Annotated in this window: 13 protein-coding genes and 2 tRNA genes; 6 read left to right on the top strand and 9 right to left on the bottom strand. The window is 72.2% G+C overall.

Features of this window, described 5'->3' with window-relative positions; all coding sequences use genetic code 11:
• The first annotated feature begins 41 nt into the window (after positions 1 to 41).
• A complete protein-coding gene (locus FHT38_RS14295) occupies positions 42 to 1,151 on the top strand; it encodes a CaiB/BaiF CoA-transferase family protein (protein WP_183492169.1) in 1,110 nt (369 codons plus the stop codon).
• A 113-nt stretch (positions 1,152 to 1,264) separates the two neighbouring features.
• Here the strand turns inward: FHT38_RS14295 and FHT38_RS14300 are convergent.
• The 6 genes from FHT38_RS14300 to hemC all read right to left on the bottom strand — a co-directional run bounded on the left by FHT38_RS14300 (position 1,265) and on the right by hemC (position 5,798).
• Positions 1,265 to 1,341, bottom strand: a tRNA-Arg gene (locus FHT38_RS14300).
• Between the two features lie 109 nt (positions 1,342 to 1,450).
• Positions 1,451 to 1,527 (bottom strand) — tRNA-Arg (locus FHT38_RS14305).
• An 84-nt stretch (positions 1,528 to 1,611) separates the two neighbouring features.
• Positions 1,612 to 2,859 carry a heme biosynthesis HemY N-terminal domain-containing protein gene (locus FHT38_RS14310; protein ID WP_183492170.1) on the bottom strand — a complete coding sequence of 416 codons (1,248 nt, stop codon included), beginning with the start codon at positions 2,857 to 2,859 and terminating at the stop codon, positions 1,612 to 1,614.
• A 10-nt stretch (positions 2,860 to 2,869) separates the two neighbouring features.
• Complete coding sequence (locus tag FHT38_RS14315; RefSeq protein ID WP_310737379.1) at positions 2,870 to 4,009, bottom strand: uroporphyrinogen-III C-methyltransferase; 1,140 nt, start codon at positions 4,007 to 4,009, stop codon at positions 2,870 to 2,872.
• Complete coding sequence (locus FHT38_RS14320; protein WP_183492171.1) at positions 4,006 to 4,869, bottom strand: uroporphyrinogen-III synthase; 864 nt, start codon at positions 4,867 to 4,869, stop codon at positions 4,006 to 4,008. Before FHT38_RS14320 ends, FHT38_RS14315 begins: the two co-directional genes overlap by 4 nt.
• Positions 4,869 to 5,798, bottom strand: coding sequence for a hydroxymethylbilane synthase (gene hemC / locus FHT38_RS14325; RefSeq protein ID WP_183492172.1), 930 nt, complete (start codon positions 5,796 to 5,798; stop codon positions 4,869 to 4,871). Before hemC ends, FHT38_RS14320 begins: the two co-directional genes overlap by 1 nt.
• Positions 5,799 to 6,023: 225 nt before the next feature.
• Between hemC and ppc the strand changes: the two genes are divergently transcribed.
• A complete protein-coding gene (ppc, locus tag FHT38_RS14330) occupies positions 6,024 to 8,948 on the top strand; it encodes a phosphoenolpyruvate carboxylase (RefSeq protein WP_183492173.1) in 2,925 nt (974 codons plus the stop codon).
• An 8-nt stretch (positions 8,949 to 8,956) separates the two neighbouring features.
• Here the strand turns inward: ppc and FHT38_RS14335 are convergent, their stop codons facing one another.
• Positions 8,957 to 9,784, bottom strand: coding sequence for a LytTR family DNA-binding domain-containing protein (locus tag FHT38_RS14335; protein ID WP_091732467.1), 828 nt, complete (start codon positions 9,782 to 9,784; stop codon positions 8,957 to 8,959).
• Positions 9,785 to 9,840: 56 nt separating this feature from the next.
• The gene (locus tag FHT38_RS14340) at positions 9,841 to 11,031 is read right to left on the bottom strand and encodes a sensor histidine kinase (RefSeq protein ID WP_255488689.1); all 1,191 of its coding nucleotides are present in this window, start codon (positions 11,029 to 11,031) and stop codon (positions 9,841 to 9,843) included.
• A gap of 160 nt (positions 11,032 to 11,191) precedes the next feature.
• Between FHT38_RS14340 and argH the strand changes: the two genes are divergently transcribed.
• The 3 genes from argH (at position 11,192) to dinB (ending at position 14,461) form a co-directional block, all read left to right on the top strand.
• Complete coding sequence (argH, locus tag FHT38_RS14345) at positions 11,192 to 12,649, top strand: argininosuccinate lyase (protein WP_183492174.1); 1,458 nt, start codon at positions 11,192 to 11,194, stop codon at positions 12,647 to 12,649.
• Between the two features lie 3 nt (positions 12,650 to 12,652).
• On the top strand, positions 12,653 to 13,144 hold the full coding sequence (locus tag FHT38_RS14350) for a hemerythrin domain-containing protein (protein WP_183492175.1): 492 nt from the start codon (positions 12,653 to 12,655) through the stop codon (positions 13,142 to 13,144).
• Positions 13,145 to 13,216: 72 nt separating this feature from the next.
• A complete protein-coding gene (dinB, locus tag FHT38_RS14355) occupies positions 13,217 to 14,461 on the top strand; it encodes a DNA polymerase IV (protein ID WP_183492176.1) in 1,245 nt (414 codons plus the stop codon).
• Here dinB and FHT38_RS14360 read toward each other — a convergent pair whose 3' ends face one another.
• Positions 14,462 to 14,917 (bottom strand): YbaN family protein, encoded by a 456-nt coding sequence (locus tag FHT38_RS14360; protein ID WP_183492177.1) that lies wholly within the window; start codon positions 14,915 to 14,917, stop codon positions 14,462 to 14,464.
• A 92-nt stretch (positions 14,918 to 15,009) separates the two neighbouring features.
• Between FHT38_RS14360 and FHT38_RS14365 the strand changes: the two genes are divergently transcribed.
• Complete coding sequence (locus tag FHT38_RS14365) at positions 15,010 to 15,909, top strand: LysR family transcriptional regulator (RefSeq protein ID WP_183480696.1); 900 nt, start codon at positions 15,010 to 15,012, stop codon at positions 15,907 to 15,909.
• The last annotated feature ends 52 nt before the right edge of the window (positions 15,910 to 15,961 follow it).

The raw sequence follows: 15,961 nt of genomic DNA on the forward strand, positions 1-15,961 counted from the left end.
CGGTATGGTGTCGCGACCCATCCCCCCGGAGGCACCGAGGCATGAGCGACACGACGGAAACCGGCAGCGGCCCCTTGGCCGGATTGAAGATCGTCGAGTTCGCGGGCATCGGGCCGGCGCCCTTCGCGGGGCTGGTGCTGGCGGACTTCGGTGCGACCGTTACCGTGGTGGAGCGACCCGGCGGCGAGCAGCGTCTTGGCGGCGGCGCCGCGCTGAACCGCGGCAAGCAGGTGGTGCAGGCGGACCTGAAATCAGCGCTGGGTCTGGCGAGGGTGCGGGAGCTGATCGCGCAGGCCGATGCGCTGATCGAGGGCTTCCGGCCCGGCGTGATGGAGCGGCTGGGGCTGGGTCCCGACACGCTGCTGGCGGCGCATCCAAGGCTGGTCTACGCGCGGCTGACCGGCTGGGGCCAGACCGGCCCGCTGGCGCGCACCGCTGGCCATGACATCAACTACGTGGCGCTCAGCGGGCTGATGCCTTTCGCGGGTCGGCCGGGGCAGGCGCCTGCGCTGCCGGCCACCTTGCTGGGCGACGTCGGCGGCGGCGCGTTGACGATGCTGTTCGGGCTGATGTGCGCACTCTGGGAGTCGCGTCGCTCCGGTCGGGGCCAGGTCGTGGACGCCGCGATCATCGACGGCGTCGGCTACATGGGGACGCTGATCCAGGCGCTGCGCGCGGGCGGCCGATGGGACGAGGACCCGGAACGCAACTTCTTCCTGCATCGCTCGCATTTCTACGACAGCTTCGAATGCGCCGATGGGCGCTGGTTGTCGCTGGGCGCCATCGAGGCGCCCTTCCACCACGAACTGATGGAGCGCCTGGGCCTGACGCCGCTCCCGGCGCAGGACGATCCGAGCCAGTGGCCGGCGCTGCGCGAGCGGGTGGCCGCGCTGATCCGCGAACAGCCGCTGGCGCATTGGGCCGCGGTGTTCGAGGACAGCGATGCCTGCGTCGCGCCCGTGCTGACGGCCTCCGAGGCGCCCCTGCACCCGCAGCATCAGGCGCGGCGCAACTTCTTCATGCAGGATGGGCTGGCGTGGCCGATGCCGGCGCCGAAACTCTCTCGCACGCCGGCGATGCCCGGTCCCGCGGCCGGGGCGACGAGTATGCCGCCGGGTTTATCCGACGCGGACGATATTCGCACCGGATAACCGGCCCGGGTATCCGGCCGGTATTCAGGAACGGTCTTGGGCAAACAAGCGCAGGGCGGAAATGAATCAGGCAAAGAAAAAGGCCAGTGTTTTTCAACACTGGCCTTTCGATTTGGCGCGGCTGGCAGGATTCGAACCCACGACCCCTTGGTTCGTAGCCAAGTACTCTATCCAACTGAGCTACAGCCGCACGACTTTTACTGATCAGGAACCGCCGTCGTGGAAGCGATTCCAGGTTTTTGTTGTTGCTTCTTCTTTGTTGCCGAATCTTCGGTTGCCCTGGGATTCAACAGTTTTTCTGGCGCGGCTGGCAGGATTCGAACCCACGACCCCTTGGTTCGTAGCCAAGTACTCTATCCAACTGAGCTACAGCCGCTGAAAGACTGCGACTATAGCATGCGTTTTTGGAGGTCCGCAAGAATCTCCCCGAAAAATCCTTCGGGCGACCGGTCGCGGTGCTTCAACCCAGACGCGCCGCTGCCTCGAAGCAGCGGGCGCGGCGCTCGCCGTCGTCGTCCTGGTCGGCCATCTCCGCCAGGCGCAGCCAGCTGCGGCGACGCGCGGCGACGGACAGTTCCCGGTCCTCCGCCGCCTGCTCCAGCATCAGGCGCGCCTTGCCCCACAGCTGGCGCTCCGCCAGCGCGTGGCCCAGGGCCAGCGCCATCGTGCCGTCGCGCGGGAAACGCTGCACCGCGCCCTCCAGGCGCTGCAGCCATTCGGGGCCCAGCCCCGGCGTGCACAGCACCAGCGCCTCGGCCAGGGCCTGGCGCTCATCGGCGCCCTGCTCCGTGATCGCTTCCCAGAACGGACGCAGCCAGCCGCGGCCATCCTCCGGCGCGCCCAGGGCCGCCGCGCAGTTCGCCGCGCGCGCGGCGACGAACACGTCGCGCCGGTCCGACGCATCCAGCTGCTGCCAGACCGCGCGCAGCTGATCGATGTCGCGTGCGGTCTCCAGCGCCTCGCAGGCCAGCGAGCGCAACAGCCCCTGCGCCGCCGACTTCGAAAAGCCCTGGTGCTTGGCCAGCAGGCGCGCGGTGCGCAGCGCCTCCAGCGGCTGATGCGCCAGCCGGCTGCCCTGCAGCTTCAGCCGCAGCGCCTGGGTGCGGCGCGCCACGCCGGGGGTCAGTTCGCCCAGCAGGCCGAGCGCGCGCGGCGCGTCCCGGTCGTCGAGCGCCCATTCGGCCGCCAGCAGCCGGGCGCCCTCTTCCTGCACCCGCGCGCCGGCCGAGGTCGCCGCCACCTGCAGCGCCTGGCGCAGGTGCTCGTCGCGGTTGCGCCGGTCCTGCAGCTTGTGCGCGCTCTGCGCGGCCACCAGGTGCGCCAGCGCCATGAACGCGCCGTCCTGCGCCAGGTCCGGCGTCTGCGACTGGATGTTGAGCGCGCGTTGCGCCGCCTTCTGGGCGCGGCTGTAGCGCGCGCCGAAATACTCGGCCCAGGCCTCGCGCAGCGCGACCTGCGCGCTGCGCTCCCGCTGGGCCATGCGCCAGAGCCGCGCGCGCTTGGGCAGCGTCAGCAGCGCATCCAGCGTCTGCATCAGCGTCATCAGCGCGAAGCAGCCCGCCACCAGCAGCAGCAGGAACAGGTTGAGCGACAGGTCCATCCGCCAGCCGCGCCAGTAGAAACTGGCCAGGCCGTCGTTGTTGCCCAGCGTCAGCGCCGCGACCACGGCCGCGACGAACAGCAGCACCAGCCAGATCACCATCCGCATGGCGATCTCCTCAGCGGGCCACCGCGCTCAGCGCGGCAAGCGTGTCGTCGGGCCGCGGCACGCTGACCTGGCGGGACTGGCCCTGCACCTGGCGCAGCAGCTCCACCGTCTGGGACAGCTTGCGCGACCGCGCGTCGAAGTAGCGGTCCAGCATCGCCTGCGCCTCGCGCAGGTCGACCTGCGCGGTGTCGAACTGGCGGCTCAGCAGCGCCAGGCGGGCGTTGAGCAGTCTGAGCTTCAAGTTCTCGCGCAGGAAGAAGGCCTGCTCCGGCGCGATCAGGGCCGCCTCCGGATGATCGATGCGCGTCACGCGCAGCAGCCCGCGGGCCTCGCGCCAGACTTCGCCCGACAAGTGGGTCCAGCGCTCGCCGGCCTGGTCCCACAGGCGCGACCACCAGCCCGGCTCGCCGTCGGCGGCGGCGAGCGACGCCGAGGACGCCGGCCGGCGCGCCGCGACCGGCTTCACCGCCGCCGCGCTGGCCGACGCCTGCGGCGGCGGCCCGCCTTCGCGGCCGGGCTGGGCCACGGCCAGCAGCGGCAGGTCGTCGACCTGGCGCACCACCTCGTCGAGCTTGATCGTCAGCGTCGAGACGTCGACGACGCTGACCGCCTTGATCCGTTCCAGGTCCCGCGTGACGGCGCGGCGCACGCCCTCCAGGCGCGGCTGCTTGTAGCGCGCCAGCCGCTCGTCGGCTTGGCGCAGCGCGGCCACCAGCGGCTCGGCGCTGCCGGTGATCGTGCCCTGCTGCATCGCGACCCGCAGCGAGGCCTCGATGTCGCCGACGACGTTCTCGTCGCGCGACCGGTTCATCGACTGCATCAGCCCCTCGAGCTGCTCGCGCTGGACCGCCACCTCGGCCAGCCGCGCGTCGAGCAGCGCGACCTTGGCCGCCGTGTCGCGGCTCAGGTCCTGGGCCTGGCGCGCCTGGTCGCGGGCGATGTTGGCCTCGCTCTGGCTGCTGTCCTGGCGCCGGACGAGTTCCTGTTCGACCTGCTTGAGCCGCTGCTGGCTCTGCCAGGCCAGGCCGAGGGCCAGCAGGGCCACGAGGCCGACGCCGGCCACGACGGCCTGGGTCAGCGTGGCGCCGGATTGCCGGACGGGCTTGTGGGGCGACGAAACGTCGGCCGCTGGGGTGTTGGTCTCGCTCACGTCGGCGATTCTAGGGTGGACCCTGACAGCATCCGGAACCCGGCCGCGACGGCCGCCGCGTCGGGTCGCACCAAAACCACATGCCCCACCCCGAGGGCCCGCGCACGGGCGGCGATCCGCTCATGGGTCGCGAGTGCCCTCACCCGCCCCCAGTCGGCGGGCATGGGCAGGGGGTCGGACGGGGGGGCGGCGGGATCGCGCGTCCCCTGTTCGAGGGAAGCCAGGTGGCCGATGGCCTCCGAGCTGCTGAAGAGCCAGACATGGCGGTCCGGCGCCTCGAGCGCCTCGCGCAGCAGGCGGCGCCCCGGCGCATCGAGGACGGGACAGGCGCGGCGGTAGACGCTCACGGCCGACACCGCCGCGCCCGCTTCGCGGAGGCGGTCGCCGAGCCATTCCCGCCCGCCATCGCCGCGCACCAGCAGCGCCCGGCGGCCGGTCCAGTCCGCGCCAGCGACGCGGCACAGCTCCGGCCAGAGATGTTCCGAATCGAGGCTGTCCGCCTCGGCCGGCGGCTGGACGATGCGGGCCGCGGGCACGCCGCGCTCGACCAGCGCGCGCGCGCTGCCGGGGCCCACCGTGGCGGCCCAGGTGCGGTCGGGCCATGCGTCCTGGCTGCCGTCCGCCCGGCGTCGGTCGAAGAAGTGCTCGACGGCATTGGGGCTGACGAACATCGCCAGGTCCGTCGCCGGCAGCGCCGACCACGCTTGCGCCAGGCCGGCAGGATCGGCGGCGGGGGCGATGTCGATCAGCGGCAGCGAGGCGGTGGGCACATCCAGCGCCGCCATCCGCCGGACCCAATCGTCGGCCTGGGCCCGGGGACGGGTCAGCAGCAGTCGGACCGGGGCGACCTCGCCCGGCATCAGGCGTCCTTCAGGTACTCGGCGGCGCCCCGCTCGCGCAGCGCGTTCGCGGCGGCGACGCCCAAGCCTTCGGCCTGGCCCAGGTCGGACACGGTCGCGGCCGCCTCCGCCCGCAGGAGGGCCCGCTCCGGCTGGGTCGGGTGCCCCAGGGCGGCGGACAGCGTCAGCCGGCCGTCAGCCGCCCAGACCGCGTGCGCGGCCAGCGGCATCGAGCAACTGCCGCCGAGCTCGCGCGACACCGCGCGTTCGGCGGCCGCGGCCAGCCAGGTGGGCGCGTGCGCCAGGGCGGCCAGGTGCTCGGCCAGGGGCGCCTGCCCGGCGCGGATCTCGATGCCCAGCGCGCCCTGTCCGGCGCACGGGATCATCTCGTCGACGCCGAAGTACTGGCGGATCCGGCCCTCGAGTTGCAGGCGCTTGAGGCCGGCGGCGGCCAGGACGATCGCGTCGTACTGGCCCTCGTCGAGCTTGCGCAGCCGCGTGTCGAGGTTGCCGCGCACCGGCTCGATGCGCAGGTCCGGCCGCATGTTCTTCAGCTGCGTCACGCGGCGCAGGCTGGAGGTGCCGACGCAGGCACCCTGCGGCAGCGCGGCGAGGCTGTCGTACTTCGAGGACACCAGCGCGTCGCGCGGATCCTCGCGCTCCAGCACCGCGGCGAGCACGAAGCCCGCCGGCAGCTCCATCGGCACGTCCTTGAGCGAGTGCACCGCGAGCTGGGCGCGACCGTCCTCCAGCGCCGTTTCCAGCTCCTTGACGAACAGGCCCTTGCCGCCGACCTTGGACAGCGTGCGATCCAGGATCTGGTCGCCTCGGGTGGTCATGCCCAGCAGCCGCACCGCCAACCCCCGTGCGCGCAGCAGGGCCTGCACATGTTCGGCCTGCCACAACGCCAGCCGGCTCTCGCGCGTGGCGATCACGAATTCTTGGTTCATGGGGCGGGATGCTAGCCGAGCAGGCACGGCCTTCCTCCCCGCCCCCAGGGACCACCGCTTGCCGCGAAGCGTCGCTTGCGCGATCCCGGAGCGAGTCGCGGCGTCCGCGCCACGCCGCCGTGCGGGCCGCGCACGGAGAAACTGCTAAAGTGGACCGGAGGTAACTCCGTTACATCACCAGTCTCCGCTCACCCCTCCGGTCTCTGACGAACTCCTGACGCCACCATGCCCGCCAGTACCGCTCCCCGCCCCGCCCGCCCCGCCGCCCGTTCCGCCGCCAAGCCGTCCTCGACCCCGCGTGCCAAGGCCGCCGCCACGCCCGCCTCGAAGAAGGCCGAGAAGGCCGGCAACGCCAAGGCCACCACGCGCTCGATCCAGATCGTCAAGGACAAGAACCAGCCGCTGATGGACGACATCCGCCTGCTGGGCCGCATCCTGGGCGAGGTGATCCGGGAGCAGGAGGGCCGCGAGGCCTACGAACTGGTGGAGCGCGTGCGGCAGCTGTCGGTGGCCTTCCGCCTGAAGCGGGATGCGCAGGCCGGCAAGCAGATGGACAAGCTGCTCAAGAGCCTCTCGGGCGAGCAGACGGTCAGCGTGATCCGCGCTTTCAGCTACTTCTCGCACCTGGCCAACATCGCCGAGGACCGCCACCACGTGCGCCGCCGCGAGGTGCACGACCGCGACGGCTCGCTCCAGCCCGGCTCGCTCGCCTATGCGCTGGAGCGGCTCTTCGACGCTGGCGTGCGGCCGGCCGAGGTCGCGCGCACGCTGGAGAACGGCTTCGTGTCACCGGTGCTGACGGCCCATCCGACCGAGGTGCAGCGCAAGAGCATCCTGGACGCGGAGCGGGCGATCGCCGAGCTGGTCGGCGCCCGCGACCGGCTGCACACCGAGCGCGAGAAGGCCGCCAACGAGCATCTGATCCGCGCCCGCGTCACGCAGCTGTGGCAGACGCGCATGCTGCGCTACTCGAAGCTGACCGTCGCCGACGAGATCGAGAACGCGCTGAGCTACTACCACGCGACCTTCCTGCGCGAGATCCCCAAGCTCTACACCGAGCTCGAGGAGGCGCTGCCCGGCGAGGAGGTGGCGCCCTTCCTGCGCATGGGCCAGTGGATCGGCGGCGATCGCGACGGCAATCCCAATGTCACCGCCGACACGATGCGGCTGGCGCTGCGCCGCCAGAGCGAGCTGGCGCTGCGCCACTACCTGACCGAGCTGCACGAGCTGGGCGCGGAGCTGTCGATCTCGCTGCGGCTGGCGGGCGTGACGCCGGCGATGCAGGCGCTGGCCGAGCGCAGCCCCGACCAGAACGAGCACCGCATGGACGAGCCCTACCGGCGCGCGCTGACCGGCATGTATGCGCGGCTGGCCGCGACGCTGCAGGCCTTGACCGGTACCGAGGCGCTGCGCCACGCGGTCGCGCCGCAGGACCCGTACCTGACGCCCGAGGACCTGCTGGCGGACCTGCGCGTGATCCAGTCCTCGCTGGAAAGCCACCATGCCCATGCGCTGATCGCGCCGCGGCTCAAGCCGCTGATGCGGGCGGTGCAGGTCTTCGGCTTCCACCTGGCCACCCTGGACCTGCGCCAGAGCAGCGACCAGCATGAGCTCACCGTCGTCGAGCTGCTCAAGACCGCGCGCGTCTGCGAGGACTATTCGGCGCTGGGCGAGATGGAGCGCCGCGCGCTGCTGGTGGACCTGCTCAACCAGACGCGCCCGCTGCGCGTGCTGGGCGCCGACTACAGCGAGCGCACCCTGGGCGAGCTGGCGATCTTCGAGACGGCGCGCGAGTCGCTCAAGCGCTTCGGCCGCGAGGCCCTGCGCCACTACATCATTTCGCACACCGAGGACGTCAGCGACCTGCTCGAGGTGCAGCTGCTGCTCAAGGAGGTCGGGCTGCTGCGCGGCACGCTCGATGGCGAGGCGGTCAGCGACCTGATCGTCGTGCCGCTGTTCGAGACCATCGCCGACCTGCGCAACGCGCCCGGCATCATGCGCGGCTTCTACGAGCTGCCCGGCATGGCGGCGCTGGTGCGCCGCTCCGGCGGCGAGCAGGACATCATGCTGGGCTACTCCGACTCCAACAAGGATGGCGGCGTCTTCACCAGCAGCTGGGAGCTGTATCGCGCGGAGATCGCGCTGGTGCAGCTGTTCGACGAGCTGCGCGCCCAGGGGCCGCTGACGCTGCGCCTGTTCCATGGTCGCGGCGGCACGGTCGGCCGCGGCGGCGGCCCGAGCTACCAGGCCATCCTGGCCCAGCCGCCCGGCACGGTGAACGGCCAGATCCGCCTGACCGAGCAGGGCGAGGTCATCAACTCCAAGTACGCCAATCCGGAGATCGGCCGGCGCAACCTGGAGACGCTGGTCGCCGCGACGCTGGAGGCCACGCTGCTGCATCCGACCAAGCCGGCGCCCAAGGCCTTCATGGACGCGGCGCAGGCGCTGTCCGACAGCAGCTTCGCGGCCTATCGCGGCCTGGTCTACGACACGCCGGGCTTTGCCGACTTCTTCTTCGCGACGACCCCGATCCGCGAGATCGCCGAGCTCAACATCGGCTCGCGGCCGGCGTCGCGCAAGGCGACCCGCGCGATCGAGGACCTGCGCGCCATTCCCTGGGGCTTCAGCTGGGGCCAGTCGCGCATCACGCTGCCGGGCTGGTGCGGCTTCGGCTCGGGCATCCAGGAGTTCCTGGGCAAGGACAAGGCGGGCCGCGACGAAAAGCTCGCGCTGCTCAAGCGCATGTACAAGCAGTGGCCCTTCTTCCGCACCCTGCTGTCCAACCTGGACATGGTGCTGGCCAAGGCCGACCTGGACATCGCCCGCCGCTACCTGGAGCTGGTGGAGGACAAGCGCCTGGGCAAGAAGATCTTCGGCGCGATCGAGACCGAGTTCGCCCGCACCGAGGCGGCGCTGGCGCTGATCACCGGCGAGAACGACCGGCTCGCGGCCAACCCGGCGCTGGCGCGCTCCATCGAGCACCGCTTCCCCTACATCGATCCGCTGAACCACCTGCAGGTCGAGCTGATGCGCCGCTACCGCGCCATCCCGGCCGAGAAGCGCGCCGAGGACCCGCGGCTGGAACGCGTGCAGCGCGGCATCCACCTGTCGATCAACGGCATCGCGGCGGGGCTGCGCAACACCGGCTGAGGATCGCCTCAGCGCTGGCCGGCCAGCGCCTCCCGCACCGCGGCGACCTGGCGGCGCGACACGGCCAGCCATTCGTTGACGTGGGCGATGCGGACCGCCCAGCCGAGTTCGCCGCCGTTGTCGCCGTCGCCATCCGCCGGCCCGTCGGTGGGCACGTGGCGCTCGAGCTCGCGCACCGCCGCCTTCGCGACCAGCGCATTGCGGTGCACGCGCAGGAAGCGGTCGCCCAGGCGCTGCTCCAGCTCGCTCAGGGACCCGTCCATCACATGGCTCTGCGTGGCGGTGCGCAGCGTCAGGTACTTGAGCTCGGCCTTGAAGTAGAGGACCTCCGCCAGCGGCACCCGCAGCAGGCGGCCGCGTTCGGTGATGTTGATGACGGGCGCCTCGGCGGCCGGCGCGGCGCCCGGGCCGTGCGGCGCGCCCGCCTCGCGCGCCTTCGCGGCCGCGCGTTCGTCCAGGCGCTGCGCCGCCCGCGCGAGGCTGGCCTGCAGCCGCTCACGCCGCACCGGTTTGGTCAGGTAGTCCAGCGCCTCCAGCTCGAAGGCCTGCAGCGCGTGCTGCGCATGGGCCGTCACGAACACGATCGCCGGCGCGAAGGGCCGGCCGCGCAGCGCCTGCGCCAGGCCCAGGCCGTCCAGGCCCGGCATCTGCACGTCGAGCAGGATCAGGTCGCAGGCATGGTCCTTGAGCCAGGCCAGCGCCTGCTCGCCGCTGCCGGCCTCGGCGGCAACCTCGGCGCGCGGCTCCTCGTTGGCCTCGACCAGGCCCCGCAGCCGCAGCCGCGCCAGCGGCTCGTCATCGACGATCAAGACCCTCAGCGGCGGATGCGTCAGCATGTCTTCCTTCCCTGTCCTCGTTCCCGTTCCGGTTCAGCTCCGGTCGTGTGATCGCGTCATCGCGGCATCACGATGCGCACGACAAAGCGGCCCTCGCCCGGCCCGGCCTCCAGCCGCGCCGCCACGTCGTGCATCAGGCGCAACCGCTGCCGCACGTTGCGCAGCGCCAGGCCATGCCCCTGGGCGCGCGACGGCAACCCGACCGTGTTGACGACGCGGATCTCGACCTCGCTGCCGCGCGCGCGGGTCACGATGTCGACGTCGCCGCCCTGGTCGTTGGGCTCGATGCCGTGACGCACCGCGTTCTCCACCAGCGGCTGCAGCAGCAGCGGCGGCACGCGCGCGTCGGCCGCATGCGGATCGAGCTGCCAGTGCACGCGCAGGCGGTCGCCGAAACGCAGCTGCTCGATCGCGAGGTAGCGCCGCGCCAGCTCGACCTCCTGGTCCAGGCGCACGCCCTCGGCCGTCGGGCCGGCGTCCGCCAGCGCGACGCGGAACAGCTCGGCCAGGTCCTCCAGCACCTCCTCGGCGCGGTTGGGATCGACGCGCACCAGCGCGATCGCCGTGTTCAGCGTGTTGAAGAGGAAGTGCGGCCGGATCCGCGATTGCAGCTCGACCAGCCGGGCCAGCGCGTCGGCCGGCGCCTGGGCGCGTTCGCGCAGCTTCAGCCAGCCCAGCAGCACGCCGGCCGCGAGCCCGCCGGTGAGCGCCGCGGCCACGAGCGGCAAGGCGCCCAGGTGCCCCAGCTCCACCGCCTCCAGCAGCAGCGCGCCGCCGTGGGCGCAGGCGGCCCCCAGCGCGATCGGCAGCGTCCATTGCGCCCACTCCGGCAGCCGCGCCAGCAGCCGCTTGGCGGCGCACACGATCAGCAGCCAGGCCAGCACCGCGCTCAGGGCGGCGACGGACGCGCCGCCCATGGCCCAGGCCCATTGCGCCAGCGTCTCCGACATCAGCGCCAGTCCGAGCGACAGCACCAGCTGCACGCCCAGCACCGCGCGCAGCACCAGGCCGACATGGCAGACGTCGAAGCGGCGCTGGGCATCGATCAGCCGCGGCGCCTCGACCGTGCGCGCGTCCAGGCGGGTTTCCTCCCAGGCGGGCTGCGTGGGCAGCGGCTGGGTGCTCATGGGCTGGGTGCTCGCCGGCTGCGTCGAGGCCTCGCGCGTGTCGCGCGCGTTGCGAGAGGGGTCGGCCGGGCGTCGCGGCGCGTCGCCCGACGTCCGTCCGCTGCTTGCCTTGCTGGCCATCGGCTCCTCCCGTCCCCGCACTGTCCTTGCCCTCTGCCTGCGCCCGGGCGCCGGGATGGCGCCCCCTTTAGAATCGGCGGCTCATTCTCTCCCAGGCGTCCGGCCGCGACCAATGCGGGCCCGCCCGGGGCGCCGCGAAGTCGTAACGCCTTGCAAGCCGATGTCCTCCTCCCCTGCTGACTCCCTGGCCGACGGCCAACCCGCCGACAACCAGCTCGCCAACAAGTCGCAAGCCTGGTCCGCCCTCTTCTCCGAGCCGATGAGCGAGCTGGTCAAGCGCTACACCGCCAGCGTCGACTTCGACAAGCGCCTGTGGGCCGCGGACATCCAGGGCTCGCTCGCCCACGCCGACATGCTGGCCGCGCAGGGCATCATCGGCGCCGACGATCTGGCCGCGATCCAGAAGGGCATGGCGCAGATCCGCGAGGAGATCGCGTCGGGCCGCTTCGAATGGAAGCTGGACCTGGAGGACGTGCACCTGAACATCGAGGCGCGCCTGACCGAGCTGGTCGGCCTGGCCGGCAAGCGGCTGCACACCGGCCGCAGCCGCAACGACCAGGTCGCCACCGACGTGCGGCTGTGGCTGCGCGGCGAGATCGACACGCTGGTCGGTCTGCTGGGCGAGCTGCAGCGGGTGCTGGTCGAGCAGGCCGAGCGCCATGCCGACGTGATCCTGCCCGGCTTCACCCACCTGCAGGTGGCGCAGCCGGTGGCCTTCGGGCATCACCTGCTGGCCTACGTCGAGATGTTCGCGCGCGACGCGGAGCGCCTCGTCGACGCGCGCAAGCGCGTGAACCGACTGCCGCTGGGCGCGGCCGCGCTGGCCGGCACCAGCTATCCGCTGGACCGCGAGCGCGTGGCGCGCACGCTGGGCATGGAGGGCGTCGCGCAGAACAGCCTGGACGCGGTCAGCGACCGCGACTTCGCGATCGAATTCAGCGCCGCCGCCGCGCTGATCATGGTGCACATCTCGCGCCTGTCGGAGGAACTGATCCTGTGGATGAGCCAGGCCTTCGGCTTCATCGCGCTGCCGGACCGCTTCTGCACCGGGTCGAGCATCATGCCGCAGAAGAAGAACCCCGACGTGCCCGAGCTGGCGCGCGGCAAGAGCGGCCGCGTGGTCGGCCACCTGATGGGCCTGATCACGCTGATGAAGGGCCAGCCGCTGGCGTACAACAAGGACAACCAGGAAGACAAGGAGCCGCTGTTCGACACCGTCGACACGCTCAGCGACACGCTGCGGATCTTCGCCGAGATGATGGCCGGCCTGACGGTCAAGCCCGAGGCGATGGAACGCGCGGCCCTCAAGGGCTACGCGACGGCGACCGACCTGGCGGACTACCTGGTGAAGAAGGGCCTGGCCTTCCGCGACGCCCACGAGGTCGTCGCCCATGCGGTGAAGACCGCGCAGGCGCAGGGCATCGACCTGTCGGCGCTGCCGCTGGACGCGCTGCGCCAGTTCGACGCCGGCATCGGCGAGGACGTCTACGAGGTGCTGTCGCTGAAGGGCTCGCTGAACGCGCGCAACATCCTGGGCGGCACCGCGCCGGCGCAGGTGCGCGCGCAGGTCGCGCGCCATCGCGAGCGCCTGGGCGCGGCCGTCGCCGCGAAGGGCTGACCGATGAGCACGCTGGCCTGGACCGACGAGCTGGTGCTCAACCAGCCGGAGCTCGACCACACGCACGAGGAATTCGTCGCGCTGCTGAACCGCTATGGCGAAGCGCTCGATGGCGGCGAAGACGCGCTGCCGGCGTTCAAGGCGCTGCTGGCGCACACCGAGGAGCACTTCGCGATGGAGGAGCGCTGGATGGCGGCCACCGGCTTCGAGCCGGAGAACTGCCACAGCAGCCAGCATGCGATGGTGCTCAACGTGATGCGCGAGGTGGTGCGTTATGCCGAGGACCTCGGCGACCGCGAGCCGCTGGGCATCGTGCGCACCGAGCTCTCGCAGTGGTTCCCCGGTCATGCGGAGATGATGGACGCGGCGCTGGTCTACACGATGCAGCAGCGCGGCTTCGACCCGAAGACCGGCGAATGCCGCGATCCGATCCGCCCCGCGGCCGAAGCGACGGACGCGGTCTCGGCTTGCGGCTCGACGTCCTGCGGCCACTGAACCGCCCTGGCTGAAGGGCGGCTCCGGCCCTGCTGACAGCGCCTGTCAGCCGGCGCCGCCACAATCCGCCGCATGGCCGAGCCGACGCCCGCCCTGCCCGATCGCCTGATCGCCCACCTGGACATGGACGCGTTCTACGCGTCCGTGGAGCTGCTGCGTTATCCGGAGCTCAAGGGGCTGCCGGTGGTGGTCGGCGGACGGCGCGCCCACACGCCGCAGGAACGCCCCGACGGCACGCGCGAGTTCTTCAAGCTGGCCGACTACACCGGCCGCGGCGTCGTGACGACCTCGACCTACGCGGCGCGCGCGCTGGGCGTGTTCTCGGCGATGGGGCTGATGAAGGCGGCGCTGCGCGCGCCGCAGGCGATCCTGCTGCCGGCCGACTTCGATTCGTATCGCCATTACTCGCGGCTGTTCAAGGCGGCGGTGCGAGAGATCGCGCCGGTCATCGAGGACCGCGGCATCGACGAGATCTACATCGACCTGACCGACGTGCCGGGCGCGCGCGAGCCGGTCGGCCACGATCCCCTGGGCGGCGTGCGGGCGGTGGCGCGGGAGATCAAGAACTCGGTGCAGAGCGCGACCGGGCTGACCTGCTCGATTGGCGTGACGCCCAACAAGCTGCTGTCCAAGATCGCGTCGGAGCTGGACAAGCCCGACGGGCTGACGCTGGTGACGATGGCCGATCTGCCGACGCGGATCTGGCCGCTGCCGGCGCGACGGATCAACGGCATCGGCCCCAAGGCCGGCGAGAAGCTCGAGGCGCTGGGCCTGCACACGATCGGGGAACTCGCGGCCGCGCCGCTGGAGCTGCTGCAACAGCATTTCGGCCCCGGCTACAGCGCCTGGCTGCACCAGGCGGCCTGGGGCCTGGACGACCGGCCGGTGGTCACGCACAGCGAGCCGGTCTCCATCAGCCGCGAGACCACCTTCGAGCGCGACCTGCACGCACGTCGCGACCGGCCCGAGCTGTCGCGCATCTTCACCGCGCTGTGCGAGCAACTGGCCTCGGACCTGCAGCGCAAGGGCTACCTGGGCCGCACCATCGGCATCAAGCTGCGCTTCGAGGGCTTCCGCACGGTGACGCGCGACCTGACGCTGGACCAGCCGGTGCAGGACGCCGCGGCCATCCGGCATGCGGCGGGGCTGTGCCTCAAGCGGGTGGACCTGAGCCAGCGGCTGCGCCTGCTGGGCGTGCGCGTGGGCAAGCTGAGCCGCCCCGGGGAGATCGAGCCGCCCCGGCGCGGTCGCGCCGGGGCGGCCAGCAAGCCGGAGGACCCGCGACCGCGGCCGGAGAACCTCAACCTGTTCGGCTGATCAGGCGGTGGGCAGGCGCCAGAGCCAGATCCCGACCGCGAGGCAGCACACCGCCGGCAGCCAGGGCAGCACCGGCATGACTGCCCAGGAGATCGCCGAGCTCAGGGCCATCATTCCCCAGGCCAGCTGCTTGGCCCGCAGCGGCACGGCGCGACGGGCGCGCCACTGGACGACCATCGGCCCGAAGCGTGGATGAGCGAGCAGCCAGGCCTCGCAGCGCGCCGAGCCCCGCGCGAAGCAGAACGCGGCCAGCAGCACGAACGGCGTGGTGGGCAGCAGCGGCAGGAAGATGCCGATCACGCCGAGCAGCAGGCTCAGCGCGCCGCCGACCAGCCAGGGCAGGCGCCGCCACAACGCGGCCTCCTCGAGCGCGCTGGTCGTCGCGTCATCGGCGACGACAGCATCCACGGCTTCAGGAGCCTCGGTCGGGCGCTCGGGATCGACGGCTTGGGACATCGCGCGACTGTAGCGGCGACGCGCGGCGGCCGGTGCGGCGGCCGCTCAAGTCCGCTGGCGAGGCGGGACCTCCGGCGGCTACAGTCGCCGCCATGAGCGATGCCCCCAGCGACTCCCCGCGCCTGCCCTCCCTCGACGGCCTGTTGGCCTTCGAGGCCGCCGCGCGCCTGGGCAGCCTGGAGCGCGCCGCCGAGACCCTGCACGTCAGCGCCAGCGCCGTCGGCAAGCGCATCGCGACGCTGGAGGAGCGCCTGGGCCTGCCCTTGATGACGCGCCAGCCCTTGCGCCTGACGGCGGCGGGCAAGGAATACCTGGCGCAGGTGCGCACCGCGCTCGCGCTGCTGGCGGCCGTGCCGCTGCACCAGCGCGAGCGGCCACGCGTCACGCGCCTGAGCGTCAGCAGCCCGCCGACCTTCGCGCGGCAGGTGCTGGTGCCGGCACTGCCCGGCTTCGCGGCCGCGCATCCCGATGTCGAGCTCGAGCTGCTGCTGTCGACGCCCTTCCTGGATCAACCCGCGCCGCCCGCGGAGGTCGAGATCTTCGCCGGCACCGTGCCCGCGGGCGGCGAGGTCCTGCTGGACGACATCGTCACGCCGATGGCGGCGCCGGCGCTGCTCGCGCGGCTCGGCGCGATCGAGACGCCGGCGGACCTGGCCTCCGCCCCGCTGCTGCGCACGCCGCTGCAGCCGTGGCAGCCCTGGCTGCGCGCCGCGGGGCTCGATTGGCCGGAGCCCGCGCAGGGCACGCGCTTCGTGGACCTGGGTTTGACGCTGGAAGCGGCCGCCTGCGGCCAGGGCGTCGTGCTGGGCCGCCCCAGCCTGGCTGCCACCGCGCTGCGCAGCGGCGCGCTCAAGCGGCTGTTCGACCTGGCCGTGCCGGCCGCCATGCCCTATGGCCTGGTGCGCCATGGCGACGGCGAGGCGGCCCGTGTGTTCTCGCGCTGGCTGGTCCGGCATTGCGAGGCGCTGAGCGCCGAGGCGCACCCAGCCTGACGCTCACGCCCAGGGAAGTCCCTGACCGATCCGGAACGATCTTCCGGCGCGC

This window comes from Mitsuaria sp. BK041 (assembly GCF_014193085.1).
In the GTDB taxonomy this organism is placed as follows: domain Bacteria; phylum Pseudomonadota; class Gammaproteobacteria; order Burkholderiales; family Burkholderiaceae_C; genus Roseateles.